The following is a 15773-nucleotide window of genomic DNA, read 5'->3' on the forward strand; positions in this document are numbered from 1 at the left end:
TCGCACGGAAGGGAATCCTATTTCCAAAAATCTATTACCGGGTAGCACATCCGCGTGCCAACCATAGCCAACAACTCAATGTATTAACAATACACATAACAGGAATGTAGACGAGGGTTATATATGAACAAAGTTTACAGCATTATTTGGAACGCGGCGCTCGGTATCTGGGTGGTCGTTTCCGAATTAACCAAAGGAAAGAAAAAAAGCAGCTCGCGTAAAACTGTCGCCGTACTGGCGGCCGGCGCATTAAGCGCTGCTTCAATGCAAGCTTCAGCAACTCCGATCATCGACATCGGTGAACATAATATTTTCGCCGACTACCAGACAGGTATTTCTGTTGGGGATTATGAGGGTGTCCACGACTACGGATTCTTATATGAAGATATCACTGCTGGTCAGGCGCTCAATATCAGCGGCGCGATCCCAACCATCAGTCCGGGTCAAAGTGGCGTTGTTGAATCAACGACCATCAGAGAGCTACTGCAAACCGGCAAAATCACCCTGCAGGCCACCAGCCCTGACCAGGGCGTAAAAACGATTACTACCGCCGAGGAGCTGGCGGAATACCTGACTTATAACCAATCATCAACGCCTTCGCAGAGCACAGAATTTGAGATTAACGACCCGGCGTTTCCCGGCGAAAAAACAACCATTAAAGTCTTTGATACCAACGCGTTAAGTAACTTTCTTACCGAATCACAGATTGGCGATTCGGCATTAAACACTTACGATCCGGCGCAGTCTAAAATCTACAAACAATTTGGCATCGCGCTGGCGACAAACGGCTCCACGGCCAACCTGAATTTGGGCGACGACACGCTCAATGTACGCGCCAAAGCCAATACCATCGAATTACTGGCCAAAGACTCCTCCTTACTGGAGGCTCAGGACGCGGGTAGCCAGGTTTACTGGCAATCCGATAACTTTATAAAATTTAACGCCGCCCCGGTTATTCCTGAAAAAACCTTCGCCGGCTCAGCGCAAACCTCCGTGTTTGGCGATGATGTCACGCTCATGACCTACGGCTATGATACGGACGGCAAAGTCGTCGAAACGGGTGAGCGCACATTTAACATCACCAACACGCAGGAGTTGGCCGAATTTAACGACTGGCTGTTGGGCAATAGCAGCGACGCGGCGGAAAACCCGGAAGGCGAAAAAGTCAGCCAAATCCAACTGTGGCTGGAAGCGAATGAAGTCACTACCGTCACCGCAGCACAAACGAAGTATGCCGAGCTGATTGATGGTCTGATCAATTCCAGCAAGCCCTCAGACGTGCTCAGTTGGGATTACGACGTCTGGACAGACGGCTTATCGCATGCCAATAACGCGACCGCTGACCGCGGTGAGCTGCATGCTATTTACGCCAACGGCGCAGGCACCTCCGGCACCCTGAACAAAGATGCGATTCTTGCCGTTGACGGCAGTATTAATGGCGTCATGAAAGCCGTTGATGGCGGAGTTATCACAAACTTTGGCGAACTGAACGCATTACGAACGTCTACCGGGCAGAGCCTGGCGATTGGCATGCTGGCAAAAGACGCGACGGCAACCAACAACGGGATGATCAACTCCGGGCTGTTTATCGATAAAGACGGCAACCAAAACGTCAACAGCTATGGCGCATTTGGTATGCAAGGTCAAGGCACCAGTCAGATCGCTAACAACGGCATCATCAACCAGGCGATCACCACCGATAACTTTGGTACCGCTTCGGCAGCCGATCCCTGGAGCAAAGACGTCCCCGCATCTTCGCTGACGCTGGCGATTGGTATGCAATTGTCTGACGATGCGCAAGGGGTCAACAATGGCGAGATTAACGTCGTAGACGGACGTAAAAGCGGTACATCCTTTGCCAGCGGCACCGCTTATGGCGTAGAAGTCGCCGGGAATGCCACCTTTACCAACGCTCAGAATGCCTCTATTTATCTTGGTCGCGACGCAAGCGATCCGGCTAAAGATGTCACCATGGCAGGCGGTTCCAGCCTGAGCGCCGGTATTATGATCAAGAGCGCCAAAGAGGTGATTAACAACGGCCTTATCACGCTGGGAACCGGCGTCCGTAACGCCGCAGGGATTTTGGTCGGAAATGCCACGGGCAACGTCCTCAATACCGGCAATATCGTGATCAATGGCGGTTCTAAAGGGGGCAGCAGTAAAAACTACGGCATCTCCGTACACGACAGCGGCGCAGAAAATAATCAGGAAATCCGTAACGACGGCAAGATTAACGTGAATGGCACCAACAACGTAGGGATCCACGTTAGCGCCAATAACAAAAATGCCGAAGTCACCACCAGCGCTGCAGGCTCTATCGTGGTGGACGGTGAAGGCGGCGTCGGTAATCGTAACTACGCCATCTGGGCGGAAGGTGGCGCCAACGGTCAGGCAGTGGTCAACGTCTACTCTAATATTACGCTGGATAAAGCCGGTAACATCGGCGTCCACGTGCGTGATAACGCCATCGCTAACGTTGACAGCTTAAGTAGCCCCTCATTTAACAGCACCGATCAGATTGGTTATTACCTGTATGGTAAGGGCGCTACCGCCAATATTGGTCAGGCGGTGATGAATGACAACGGTCAGGATCGCACCACCATTTTCCGTATCGCCAATGGCGCATTGCTGGCCGGTAATACCACTAACCCGAAAGATCAGTCCACCTCCAATCTGGATTTGACTCTCAGCGGTAACAATTCCGTGGGCGTACTCGCCACCGGCGCAGGCAGTAACGTAGATACCGGTGAAGCAACGTTCACCGTTAAGGGTACTGACTCTGCGGCGCTGGTTATCGAAGGCGGCGCGAAAGGGACCATCAGCGATAAAACCACCATCAATTTAACCGGTGAAAGAACCGTTGCCGGGGTTGTGGATGGTCAGGCGCATCAGTTGAATGGTAATACGCAGGGCAATGCCACGAGCACGACCCTCACCTCAAACGCGAAGATCACCTCTGAAGCCAGCGGCAACAAGGTAATCGCCTATGTGGCGAGGAATCTGGGCAACCTGATCCTCGATACCAAATCGATTATCGATCTGGCCAGCGTCGACAGCATCGGTGTCGATGTTCAAAAAGGCGGTAGCTTAACCAATAACTCCTCCCTCGCCCTGCATGTCAGCAACGGCATCGGCGTACGCGCCTCAGGCTCCAGCGCGCAGATTAATAAGCTGGGCAAAATTCAGGTTGATGATGGCACCGCTGGCGTTCTGTTGACCCAAGGGGCAAGCCTGCTGATTAACGGTATGACTGGCGACAGCATTACCACCGATGGCTCCGCTGACGGCATTCGCCTGGCCGAAGGCGCTGGCGCTCTGGCCGCGCAAAGCGTGATGATCCGCGCTGATGGTACCGGTGCCGGTATTCAAAACGATGCCAACAACACCAATATCACGCTGCGTGATGTCACCATCGACTCCAACGATGGCCCAGGGATCCGCACCAGCGTGGCGCTGACCATGAACGATGGGCTGAACAATATCCTCAACGTCAACGGTAAAGGTACCGGCTTCGCCTTTGAACAACGTAATGGCGACGCGGTGACGGGTAATCTAACCATCGGCAAAGGCTATACCATTGAGGTACTCAACAGCGAAGGCAGCGGTATCCGAGCCAATACGGACGGTCGTATCACCACCAATGCCGACATCAACGTGCATGACAGCGCAGGTGGTTCAGCAATCATCGCGAAAAACGTTAGCGCATTGACCAACAGCGGCAAGATTATCTCTGCCAGTACCACCTCACCGGTAATAGACGCCAGCGGCGACAGCAGTAAAGCCATCACCAACACGGGAACCCTGCAGGCAATCAACGACTCGGCCGTGGCAGTTCAGTCTGGTAAAGGCAATGACACCATCGATATCAGCGGCGGTGTGACCAGCGGCGTAATCAACACCGGTGAAGGTACGGATACCTTCAACTGGCGTAGCGGCTCTTATGCTGGCGAAGTGAATTTCGCGGGTACTGGCGGTAACAATAAAGCCAACATTGGCAATGTGACGCTGGATAAAACGCGCCACATCCTTACCGCAGCGGGAACGGGCAACGCCCTCACCTTCACTGATACAAAAGGTGCGAAGATTGGTACGCTGGCTAGCGACAACCTGAATACCGGTACCAACATTGGCACTGGCTGGGATTCACTGACCATCAGCGGGTCAAATGCAGATGTACGCATCGTTGAAAACCTGAATCTGGCGAGCGAAACCCTTGCTGTAAACAATGGCGCCACGCTGCGTACCGGCGACCACGTCGAACCAACCAGCACTGCCGCAAGCATTGGCGATTACAATGTCACCACCCAGGGCGCAGACAGCAAGGTTATCTTCGATACTCAGGGGGATACCTCAACAGCACAGATCTATCGCGGCATCATCAGCGGCGACGGGAAATTTGAACGTGCGGCGGGCGGTACCACGGTATTTACCGCCAACAATAGCTACACCGGCTCTACCACCATTGATCAAACCGGTACGCTGCAGTTAGGTGACGGTGGAAATGAAGGCGAAGTGAGCGCCGTCTCTGACATCATCGACAACGGCGTATTGGCGATTAATCGCGCCAACACCGTGCTGCTCAACGGTGTGATCTCCGGTATCGGCGCGCTACAGCAAATCGGCGGCGGCATTACCCGTCTGAACGGTAACAATACCTATACCGGTAACACCACCGTTACCAACGGCACGTTGCTGGTGAATGGCGATCAAAGCGCGGCGCGCGGCGTCACCACCGTCAGCGGCACGTCCACACTTGGTGGTAAGGGCATTATCGGCGGTAACGTGCTGATGAACGATGCCACAACCATCAGCGCCGGTGACGGCGGTGCGGGTACGCTATCTGTTAACGGTAATCTGCAGCTTGGCAGCAAAACGACCTCCGCTTTCGAACTGGGCCAGGCCTTTACGCCAGGCGGTGCGCTAAACGATCTGGTGAACGTGGCAGGCGATCTGCAACTGGACGGGACCCTGGATGTTACCACTTCGCAAGGCGGTAACTTCGGACCGGGCGTGTACCGTATCTATAATTACGGCGGTACGCTGGATAACCAGACGCTGGAGCTGGGCGCAATACCGGACAGTCAGGATAAGAGCAATATTTTTGTCCAGACCTCTATCGACAAACAGGTCAACCTGGTGAACGCCAACGGCGTTACCCTGCAGTTCTGGGACGGGGCGACGGTAAGTCAGAGCCACGGCGCGTCGGGCATTGAGGGCGACAGCAAAATTGACGGTGGCGATGGCAAATGGATGGCGATCGGCAGTCAGGGTGATAACAACTGGACCACGGCAACGGGCGAAGGTAACGCACCTTGGGCGCAGAAGTCCTTTGCCGTCTTCACCACCAAAGGAGGCACCGTTACCGTGGATAACGCCGCGGGAGAAGTTAACTTCTCCGGGGCACAGTTTGACGCCGATGGCTATGTCGTTAAAGGCGACGCACTTAACGCTTATGCCACCACGGAAAACGCGACTCACGCAGGCCAGACGCCGGGAACCGGTGAACTGCTGCTGCGCGTTGGCGCGGGTGGCGCGGGGCAAAACTATACCGCGACCATTGAGTCCGTCATCCGCGAAGCCAGCACGACTGACAAGCTGACGCTGGTGAAAACCGACCTTGGTCGTCTGATCCTCAGCGGTGATAACGCGTATCGCGGCGGCACACGCATTGATGGCGGTACGTTGCAGATTTCCGCCGACAGCAACCTCGGTCAGAGCGGAACCGACCTGGCTATCAACAATGGCTCCACGCTGCAGATGGGCGCGGACCTGACCAGCAATCGCACCATTGCGCTGGGCGCGAATGATAACGCGGCGGTGTTTGACCTCAATTCACATAACTTCACGCCAACCGGTGAGATTACCGGCGAAGGTAAACTGAAAGTCACCAGCCGCTCAAGCGATGCGGGCAGTACCCTGTCGCTCAATCGCGCGAACAGCTATAAAGGCGACACAGAAATTGCCGGTACCGGAAATGCCAACAATGTGACGGTCAACGTCAGCAAAACCGGGGCCTTTGGTAGCAATGAAAGCAGCACCGTGAACGTCAATAACGGGGCGACGCTCAATGTCAGCGGAACAGAGACCAGCCTGAAATCCCTGACCATGAACATCGCCGACAGTCTGTTAACGCTGGCGGATAACGTCACCGCCGCGAGCGCAAAACTGAACCTGACGGGCACAGCGAAAGCGCTGTTAACCGATAACGCCACCGCGGGCGAGGCGACGGTTAACGTGTCAAAAGACAGTACGTTGGCGCTGGAAGAAAACGCCAGCGGTGGTTCTGCTAGCGTGAATAACAGCGGACTGATGACCTTTGCGGACCAGGCGTTAGCAGAGAATACTGTCGTTAAAAACCTGGCGGGCGGCAAGGTCGATATCAGCGCAGTCGACAGCGCAACATCTATCGGCTCGTTGTCCGGCGCGGGGAATGTCGAACTGGGCAATAAAGAATTGTCGCTGGGTAATCTGCACCTTGATGACACCATCAGCGGCATTATCAGCGGCAACGACGGCAGCCTGGTGAAAATCGGTGACGGCACGTTAACGCTGACCGGCGATAACACCTGGACCGGCACCACGGACGTCAATGAAGGCGTACTGCTGGTCAACGGTAATCAGTCTGCCGCGACCGGTCAGGTGACGGTGAAATCTGGGGCAACGCTCGGCGGGAACGGTATTATCGGCGGCGCGGTTGATGTACTGGATGACGGCCATATTACCGCGGGTGCGGCCATCAACAGCGTGGGTAAACTGACTACCGGTTCACTGACGCTCAGCGATAACGCACAGCTTGATTACCAGTTTGGTCAGGCCTATACCCCAGGCGGAGCCTTCAATGACCTGATAGATGTGAATGGCGATCTGACGCTCGATGGTAAGCTCAATATCCAGACCTCTCCAGGCGGAAGCTTTGACGTTGGTGTTTACCGCGTCATCAACTACACCGGCACATTAACCAACAATGTGATGGACATTGCCGACGCGCCGGAAGCTGCGGACAGCCTGTACGTACAAACCTCGGTTAATAACCAGGTTAACCTGGTTAACCATGCCGGGCTGACGCTGCGCTTCTGGGACGGCACCGGCGGTGAGAATGGCGAGCTGAAAAACAACGGCGTCATCAACGGCGGCGACGGTATCTGGCAATCCAGCCAGGGTAATGACAACTGGACAACGGATGAATCAACGCCAGAAGGCGCGCTGAATGCACCGTTTACCGATGCCGCGTTCGCCGTCTTCCAGGGTGAAGCGGGCAATGTAACCGTCGATAACAGCAAAGGCGACGTCATCATCAGTGGCGCACAGTTCGCCACCGATGGTTATCGCGTGGGCGGTGAAGCCATTACCACCGATACGGCTAATACGCTGATTCGCGTCGGCGATGGCACAGTAGACGGCGCTAACTACACCGCGACTATCGACAGCGTGATCCGCGGCACTGGCGGCTTGAATAAAGGCGACCTCGGTACGCTCATCCTCACTGGCGACAATACTTACAGCGGTGGAACCACCATCACCTCAGGTACGCTGCAGGTGGCGGGTGATACCAACCTTGGCGCACCAGAGACGGGAATTACCTTTAATGGTGGTACGCTGAAATATGGTGAAGCGTTTGATACCGCTCGTCAGGTGACTCTGGAATCCGGCGGCGGCACATTCGACACCAACGGACATAACGTTTCTCTGCTGACGGAAGTCGAAGGTAACGGTCAGTTGACCAAAACTGGTAAAGGCTCCCTCACCCTGACGCTGGATAACACCTACACCGGTGGCACCACCATCGAGCAAGGCGTTTTACAGCTGGGTAACGGCGGTGATATCGGCAGCATTCAGGGGGATATCGTTGATAACGGCGTACTCAACGTCAATCGTGGCGATACCCTGGCGCTGACCGGTAATATCAGCGGCGAAGGCCAACTGCATCAAACCGGCAGCGGTGTTACGGAGTTGCATGGTGAAAACAGCTACAGCGGCGCAACGCTGATTGCCAACGGTGTACTGCAGGCGGGTAATACCAACACTCTGAGTAGCGCATCACACCACTACGTTGTCGCTGACACCACCCTCAACACGCAAGGTTACAACCAGACGGTAGCGGGACTGAGCAACGGCGGCGATGTTTCACTCATCGGCCAGCAGACTGGCACAACGTTAACCGTCAAAGGGGATTACACCGGCGAAAAAGGGACTATCAACATGGCGGCCACACAAAATGGCAGCGGCGCAGGCATTGCCGACCGTCTGATTATCGATGGCGGTAAAGCCAGCGGTAGTACGCTATTGGATGTCGATGGTTCTGGTCTCGGCGCACCAACTATTGGTGATGGTATCGAAGTGGTAACCGCGCTCAATGGCGCAACCACTACGGCACAAACGTCACGAGACGCCTTCCATCTTGCCGCCGATCGTATGGCAGCAGGCGCATTTGAGTATCAACTGCATGCGGGTAACGCTCAGGGTCAGGGTGAAAACTGGTATCTGAGAAGCGAATATCGTCCAGAAACTATGCTGTATTCTGGTCTCGCCAGCGTCGTTCGTCAGGGCGACATCAGCCTGTTAGGCAACATGCACCAGCGTATGGGTGACGAGGTTAAACCAGGTATTGATGAAGACAATCGCGCCTGGGCAAGAATGATTGGCTACTCCGGTAAAACCAAACTGGATGATGCGGCTGGAACGCAAACCAGCTCCCACACCATGGGGATTCAGGTTGGCGTCGATATGTATGCCAACGAAAGCTGGAAAGCCGGGATGTATACCAGCATTCTTGATATCGACAGCAACGTGAAAGGCACGAAGACAGGCAGCGACGGCAAAGGCGGCAACATCGACGACAACGCGTTTTATGTCGGCGGCTACGCCACCTGGTTCTCGGGCGACGGGATGTATGTTGATAACGTCCTGCAATACGGTAACCATAAATCCCGCCTGGCGGCGACCGGTAACAACGGCTCGTATACCGTCAGAGGCAACACGCTGACGGCGTCAACAGAAGTGGGTAAATCGTTCCGTTTAGGCGCCAGCGCATGGAGTCTGGAACCTCAGGCTCAGCTGATCTATCAACACAGCGACTTTGATAACGGGCGGCTTGATGGTGTGACCCAAACGAAAGTGAAAATGGATACCGCGGATTCCTTTACCGCCCGTCTGGGCGTGCGTCTGGTCGCTGACTATGACACCAACCATGGCAAATTCCAGCCTTACGGCAGGGTCAACGTCTGGCAGGGTCTGGGTTCAAAAGACAAAACGCACTTTAGCAATGCGGTAGCCACCACCACGCTTGAGTCTTCACAACAGTACTCCAGCACTGAAGTTGCAGCCGGTCTGTCATGGTCTATCGACAGAAACCTGCAGGTTTACGGAGAACTGGGTACGCAATTTAGTAACGGTGGCAGTAAGTCGCAGGTTGAAGCACCGGTTAATGCATCAATTGGCTTTAAGAAATCGTTCTAAGCTGACATAAACTCGCTAGCCCTCTGTTTAACAGGGGGCTTTTTTTTGCCTGTCCCGTATACAGGGCTGCCTGATCGCTTCACATATCAGGCCTACGGACTGGCGGAGAAAGCGCGGGAGCGGCCTTCTGGCAACGCGAAACAATCGAGGTTCAGGGGAACAACAGAGAGGGAGAAGATTAAGGATTATACTGCGTCAGGAGTAACGGGATCTCTTCTGCTAACACTGGGGGAGAAATGAAAAAGCCTTGAATTTTGTCACAACCAATCTGCATCAGCCGGTCCAGTTCGGACTGAGTTTCCACCCCTTCAGCAAGAACTTCAATACCAAAATTGTGCGCCAGTGAAATTATACCCTCAACAATCTTTGTTGAGCGGGTATCGGGTTCAATGCCGGCGATAAATTCCTTATCAATTTTTAAGGTATCAAAAGGATATTTCAACAGATAGTTAAGATTGGCGTGGCCGGTTCCAAAATCATCAAGGGCAATTTTGACCCCTATCGCCTTCAGCTCCGTCATATTTTTAGCCGCGACCTGACTGTCGCACAGCGGCGACGTTTCCGTGACCTCTATCTGGCATCGATGGGGCGGGAGACCACATACAGTAAGGTTTTTTCTGACGCGTTGGGGTAACAGCGGATCGCAGAATTCAAGCGCGGAAATATTGACGGACAATACAAGGGGCTCTGGCCAACGGGTTGCCACATCCCAGGGAGTGTGGGTAACCATATCTTCAATTGACATGATATTGCCGCTGTCTTCCAGCAAGGTAATAAAAATATCGGGAGAGATCATCCCCATCTGGGGGCTATTCCAACGCATTAATGCTTCAAACCCGCTAATACGCTGATTACGCAAATTAAAAATTGGTTGATAAACCATATAAAGCTGACTGGTATTCAATGCCTTTTCAAGCGCGGTTAACACCTCACTAGAATTAAACATTCCTCTCTCCCTCAACAAATCATAAAAATTAAAAACCAGTCAATATCACTCCCGAATTGTATCTACTATTAGGTGTGTTACATCAGAATAGAATGGCCAGGTTAGGGTAAAAAAGACATACGATGGGTAAATCTGACAATTAATTTATTTAATTCCGAGGTATTGGTCAGTCCCAGCTTGGTGACGACCCTCATTTTATGCGCCTGGATAGTTTTATAATTCAGGCTGACTAACTCTGAAATTTCTCTGGCGGTATATCCGTTTACCAATAAATTCAGAATCTGCTGCTCTCTCTCGGTTAATCTTTTCTGTGAACGATATAACCGGGGATTCCATTTCCCGGCCGTTAACGACGCCAGTTGACCGAAATCGCGCAGTGAAGATTTCTCCGTCAAAACTATCGTTTTTTCAACATATAATAACTCTACACATAATTTCGCCACCAAACTATCAGCAATAATTACCACGACATTATTATAAAACTTGAAGCGGTTTTTATTCAAAAACTGCACGATAGTTGAACATGGTTGTTCGTTATCAATGATATTAAAAACCATGGTTTGATGCTGGCATAATGATGACTGATGCAACATATCCTCAAACTGGAATGTTTGTATCGGTACATGTTTGCTTGTCAGGTAGGCGAACAAACCGTTGCCCACAAAATTATCACTGCCACACATCAACATCCTGTTCATCGCTCCTTATCAGCATCAAATCTTGTTACTCATTAAAAATTTAATAATAATCTTTTCGACCTCAGCCTCTTCACGACGATTTTTAAAATCGAACTCACATGAGATCTGATGACAGGCATACAATTGATTATCCTCATCAAATTCATTGATCATGACGACATCGATCACTTTCAAATCCAGCTGTAAACTGCCAAACGTATCAAAATCCAACGCGGCATTTTTAATCACCGCATCTTTATAGAGAAAACGGGAGTTCACATCTTTAACAATTAATGCACAACCGCCCTGCGAGATGTTTTTAATCTTCAGAGAGTAGTTTTCTCCGTTTTTGTAACGACCAAAACAGAAAAAGTCGTAACCCTTCAGGAAGGAAAAACGCTGATTTTGTCGCTGCTGGGCAAAGAAAATCATATCCGGGATGAAGTAGGATAATCCTGCTTGTGCACCTGCTGATAAGGTTTGTTCGAATCTGGCACTAAATTTTACAATCCCACTTTCACTGTGCAGGATAAAGTACTGGACCTTTTCAGGAACAATGTCTTCGTGTCCGGAGATGACAAACCGCTCGAAATCAATCTTCTCTAACTGCGTGATAACACTATGGTTTTCACATAAAACTTCCAGTTTCGTTTTCTTGTGCAACTCTTCACGAAGGGTAGCGATGATTTCAAACTTGTTGTCCTTTGCTAATCCAAAGCTCATTCTAAAACCCTTATTTCCATATTTAAGATATGTCTCGCTTTTGGTTACTCACAAAACGCGAGATCAGCATCCACCCCTGGTGCTTAATTACCATAGTGGATTCCATGTCGAACAGTTGGTTAAAAATTAAGTTTTTAACTATCTTTAGCCATTTATTGATACGTAAAAACATTTAATCAAAGTTAATTCTAGCTGAAGCCATGCCTAAAACCACATGAAGTTGTTGGCTAACTATAACAAAAGAGAATAATAAAATTTTTTGAGATGTCATTTTGAGATAACAAATAGCAAGAACTACACAGAAAAAAAATAGAGGGAAATGAATGGGTTTTGATGGAAGGACCACGCAGTATGCGGACTGGCGTGCTATCGCAAGAAGAAGAGAAAATGCTTACGGCACTATATCATTAACCAGGAATATAGCTCCGACTAGTTATTGTGAAAAAGTGAATAATTATATTTCACCTGTAAAATAAATTTACCTTAGGGCAGAAAAAAGGCCAGCATCCTGCTGGCCCGGTAATTACCGAATCGAACTATAGAGGCTTACTGTCTTACAGAGGGTACAACGTTAAAAATTCAATACTTTTGCTTAATAATTGATCGGGATGAATCTGCGATGATCATCACCGCTCCCGCCAGCATTAATGTGTCTTTCAACACCAGACGCCCGGCTCCGGACAAGTACGGAAAACCGTGGTGCAAATCGCCCAGTGGCATCACCCATGCTTCCGGTGTGGTAATTAAAAATGATAACGTCACAATCGGAGTAGCAAATGCCAGTACGCCACCAATTAATCCCAACCAACGGCTAACAGGATTAGCCAGCACCAGCAATGCGATCAGCACTTCGACTACGCCCAGACCATTGGAGAACGTATAGGTGTTATTCGCCTTCTGCCATTCCCGCTCCTGCGGTTTAAACTCACCTTCGTGGGTTAAATGCTGCTTATATTCTTCTGGATGTTCATAAAAAAATGACATTACCGGACTATTGGCAACAAATGGCGTAATACTATCGGCTTCGTAAGGTACAAATTTCAATAAGCCAATCCAGATAAAAACAATGGCAATACTCAGGCGAATCAATGTTAATCCAATTCTATCGCCCTTGCTGAGTAAACGCAGATACTTTTCCATTCAGACTCTCCTCACTTGTACAAAATTGCGGTTGCGTGAGTGCTGCTATCAATGCGCATTGAGGTGATTTTCCAGGAAGTTGCCTTCTTTTCCTGCGCCAGTCTGGCGATTGCATGTTCAACAACAGAAGGTGCGGCGGCAATTGCCGACACGCTGACGCGGGCTACTTCGACTGGCTGCTGTGCCAGTGCAGAAAATGTCACCGGCGCAGTCAGTAAAGCAGTCAACAATAATGAAGTTTTAAGCATGTTCATTTCTATTTCCATTAACAAGTGATTTCACTCGTAATAGAATAAAACAATGTTGCTTATCTTATTTCCTCCATAACGCCAGAATAACTGTTCATGAGTATTTCTTTATATATGATAAAAAAAAGCCCCAGACAGGTGGGGCAATCATGCAAACTATATTATTATTTTATTAGAGAGAAGAGATCGTTCAGTGATTCGCTCATGCTCGGATGAGTAAATATTTGATCGCGCAATGTCGTGTAAGGTAAACCAGCATCCATAACGGTTTTAATGATATTAATCATCTCATGAGAATCCACGCACAGCAGCGATACGCCTAATATCTGTTTCGTTTCGCGATTTACCACCGCTTTAAGTACGCCACGCGTGTCATTCATCACCCGTGCACGCGGGATAGCCGCGACAGGCAGGGTGACAACCTGGACCGCCGCGCCGCTGGCGCGAGCTTGTTCTTCTGTCATCCCCACGCGGGAAAGCGGCGGCGTCATAAAAACAGAATACGGTACGTTTTGGCGATCGCCGGTGTTACGTAATCCCTCGCCTGACAGGTTGTCGCGCACAATACGGAAGTCATCCAGCGAGATATAGGTAAATTGTAACCCCCCCGTCACATCGCCCATGGCCCAGATATTGTCTGCCGAAGTACGCAGATATTTATTCACCACAATGGCACCGCGCTCGTTGACATCCACACCCGCTTTCTGCAACTGCAGATTTTCAGTTGCCGGTTTGCGACCCGATGCCACCAGTAGCGCATCCACAGTCTGGACGCCTTCCGGCATTTGCACCTGCACCGCGCCGTCATGGGACGAAACCGCCTGCACCCTGGCATTAAGGATAATCTCAACCCCTTTGTCGCGTAAAATGTTGGCGATAGCGTCGGCAATATCCCGATCTTCGCGGGCTAAAAACAGTGGGGCGGCTTCATAAATGGTGACCTTACTGCCAAAGTTGGCAAACATTGATGCGAATTCAACACCAATATAACCGCCGCCCAAAATCCCCAAACGTTCCGGACGTTGCGTCAAATTTAACAACCCGGTACTGTCAAACACGCCCGGTGTAGTCATTACCCCTGCCACGTTTGGCATCGTTGCCTGTGCGCCGGTATTAATAAAGATCTTTTCGCCGCTTAGCTCAATCGCGCCTGTTGGCTGCACGACCCGCACCGTATGGTTATCAATGAATTCAGCACGACCTTCAATCACATCTACATTTTCCAGATCGGCAAGATTATGGAAGTTTTTATCACGCAGAAAGCTGACAACGGAGGCCTTGCGCTGCATCGCCGCAGCAAAGTCATGCTGAAGTTCAGCATCGTGTACCAGGGTTTTGGTGGGAATGCAGCCGATATTGATACATGTCCCGCCATACATGGTGTTTGACTGTTCAATAATCGCCACTCGCCAGCCCGTTTTCGCCAGGGTAGCCGCCAGCGTTTTACCCGCTTTGCCAAATCCGATAATAATCGCCTGATACTGATTCATGCTGTCTCTCCGCCATGTCACTGTTCGTTTGTTGAACTGAAGTATAGGTTTAACGATGCATGAACAATGTATCCATATCGCGCAAATTACTGTCAAATCGTCTAAATCACTACTATCTCTCTTCCACTCAATCCATCGAGGAAATAAACTAATACCATAAATTTATTTAATAAATAATGAGTAACAGCGTTACTTCATCTCGACAAGCATCAACAAGAACTGCTCAGGAGTCTTTATGGATGCACTTAGCCGATTACTTATGCTTAACGACCCGCAGGGCTCGATTGATCAAAACTGCCTGCTGAGCAGGGACTGGCAACTGCCGCACGCGGCGGGTGAGCTGTCCGTTATCCGCTGGCATACGGTAACCCAGGGATTTGCTCAACTGGATATGCCAGACGGAACGTCTTCTACGTTACGCCCAGGAACAATAGTCATTCTGCCTCAAAACTCCGCGCATCGGCTGTGCCAAACAGGGGAAGAACAAACGCATATTGTCTGCGGAAGCCTGCGATTGCAGGCATCTTCACGCTATTTTTTAACCGCCCTTCCGGAAATATTAATACTGGCACCAGAAGATAACAGTCCCATTAGCCACTGGCTGAAGGCCATGATTGCGCTGATGCAGCAGGAATACATCAACGATCTGCCTGGCTCCAACATCGTTTGCAGCCAGCAATGCGCTACGCTGTTCGCGTTAGCCGTTCGCGAGTGGCTAGCCCAGCCGACACCCGCTAAAAATGTGCTGAATTTACTGCTGCACCCAAGGCTGGGTGCCGTTGTCTTCATGATGCTGGAGTCACCGGCTTTTCCCTGGACTGTCGAAGAACTGGCAAAGCGTGCCCATATGTCGCGGGCCAGCTTTGCGCAGCTATTCCGTGAAGTATCAAACTCCACGCCGCTGGCGGTGTTAACCGAGCTACGCCTGCAATTCGCCGCCCAGATGCTGTCACGCGGATCGCAGCCGTTGATCGTTATTGCCGAGTCGGTGGGTTACGCCAGCGAATCATCGTTTCACAAAGTCTTTTTACGGGGATTTGGCTGCACGCCGGGCGAGTACCGCAAACGCGTGAAAGCGCTGGCGGCATAACGC

At 51.0% G+C, this 15773-nt stretch carries 8 protein-coding genes; 2 read left to right on the forward strand and 6 right to left on the reverse strand.

From position 1 onward, the window contains the following. The first annotated feature begins 123 nt into the window (after nt 1-123). The gene (locus HV352_RS17280; RefSeq protein WP_181634933.1) at nt 124-9456 is read left to right on the forward strand and encodes an autotransporter outer membrane beta-barrel domain-containing protein; all 9333 of its coding nucleotides are present in this window, start codon (nt 124-126) and stop codon (nt 9454-9456) included. 178 nt (nt 9457-9634) lie between these two features. On the opposite strand, the gene HV352_RS17285 is transcribed toward HV352_RS17280, so the two are convergent. The 6 genes from HV352_RS17285 to rclA form a co-directional block, all read right to left on the reverse strand. Next, a complete protein-coding gene (locus HV352_RS17285) occupies nt 9635-10402 on the reverse strand; it encodes an EAL domain-containing protein (RefSeq protein ID WP_047501818.1) in 768 nt (255 codons plus the stop codon). Nucleotides 10403-10503: 101 nt separating this feature from the next. Further along, complete coding sequence (locus HV352_RS17290) at nt 10504-11091, reverse strand: helix-turn-helix transcriptional regulator (protein ID WP_019076223.1); 588 nt, start codon at nt 11089-11091, stop codon at nt 10504-10506. Nucleotides 11092-11115: 24 nt separating this feature from the next. After that, entirely contained in the window at nt 11116-11802 is a 687-nt protein-coding gene (locus HV352_RS17295) for a PilZ domain-containing protein (RefSeq protein WP_016152158.1), read from the reverse strand. A 579-nt stretch (nt 11803-12381) separates the two neighbouring features. Beyond that, nucleotides 12382-12942 carry a reactive chlorine resistance membrane protein RclC gene (gene rclC, locus HV352_RS17300; RefSeq protein ID WP_016152157.1) on the reverse strand — a complete coding sequence of 187 codons (561 nt, stop codon included), beginning with the start codon at nt 12940-12942 and terminating at the stop codon, nt 12382-12384. A gap of 11 nt (nt 12943-12953) precedes the next feature. Then, nucleotides 12954-13190: a reactive chlorine resistance periplasmic protein RclB gene (gene rclB / locus HV352_RS17305; RefSeq protein WP_029139445.1), complete on the reverse strand. Its 237-nt coding sequence runs from the start codon at nt 13188-13190 to the stop codon at nt 12954-12956. A gap of 164 nt (nt 13191-13354) precedes the next feature. Next, a complete protein-coding gene (rclA, locus tag HV352_RS17310) occupies nt 13355-14680 on the reverse strand; it encodes a reactive chlorine resistance oxidoreductase RclA (protein WP_181634934.1) in 1326 nt (441 codons plus the stop codon). A gap of 235 nt (nt 14681-14915) precedes the next feature. Between rclA and rclR the strand changes: the two genes are divergently transcribed. Continuing rightward, nucleotides 14916-15770, forward strand: a complete 855-nt coding sequence (gene rclR / locus HV352_RS17315; RefSeq protein ID WP_101699772.1) for a reactive chlorine-specific transcriptional regulator RclR — start codon at nt 14916-14918, stop codon at nt 15768-15770. Nucleotides 15771-15773 lie beyond the last annotated feature (3 nt).

This window comes from Citrobacter sp. RHBSTW-01044 (assembly GCF_013781945.1).
Classification (GTDB): domain Bacteria; phylum Pseudomonadota; class Gammaproteobacteria; order Enterobacterales; family Enterobacteriaceae; genus Citrobacter; species Citrobacter braakii.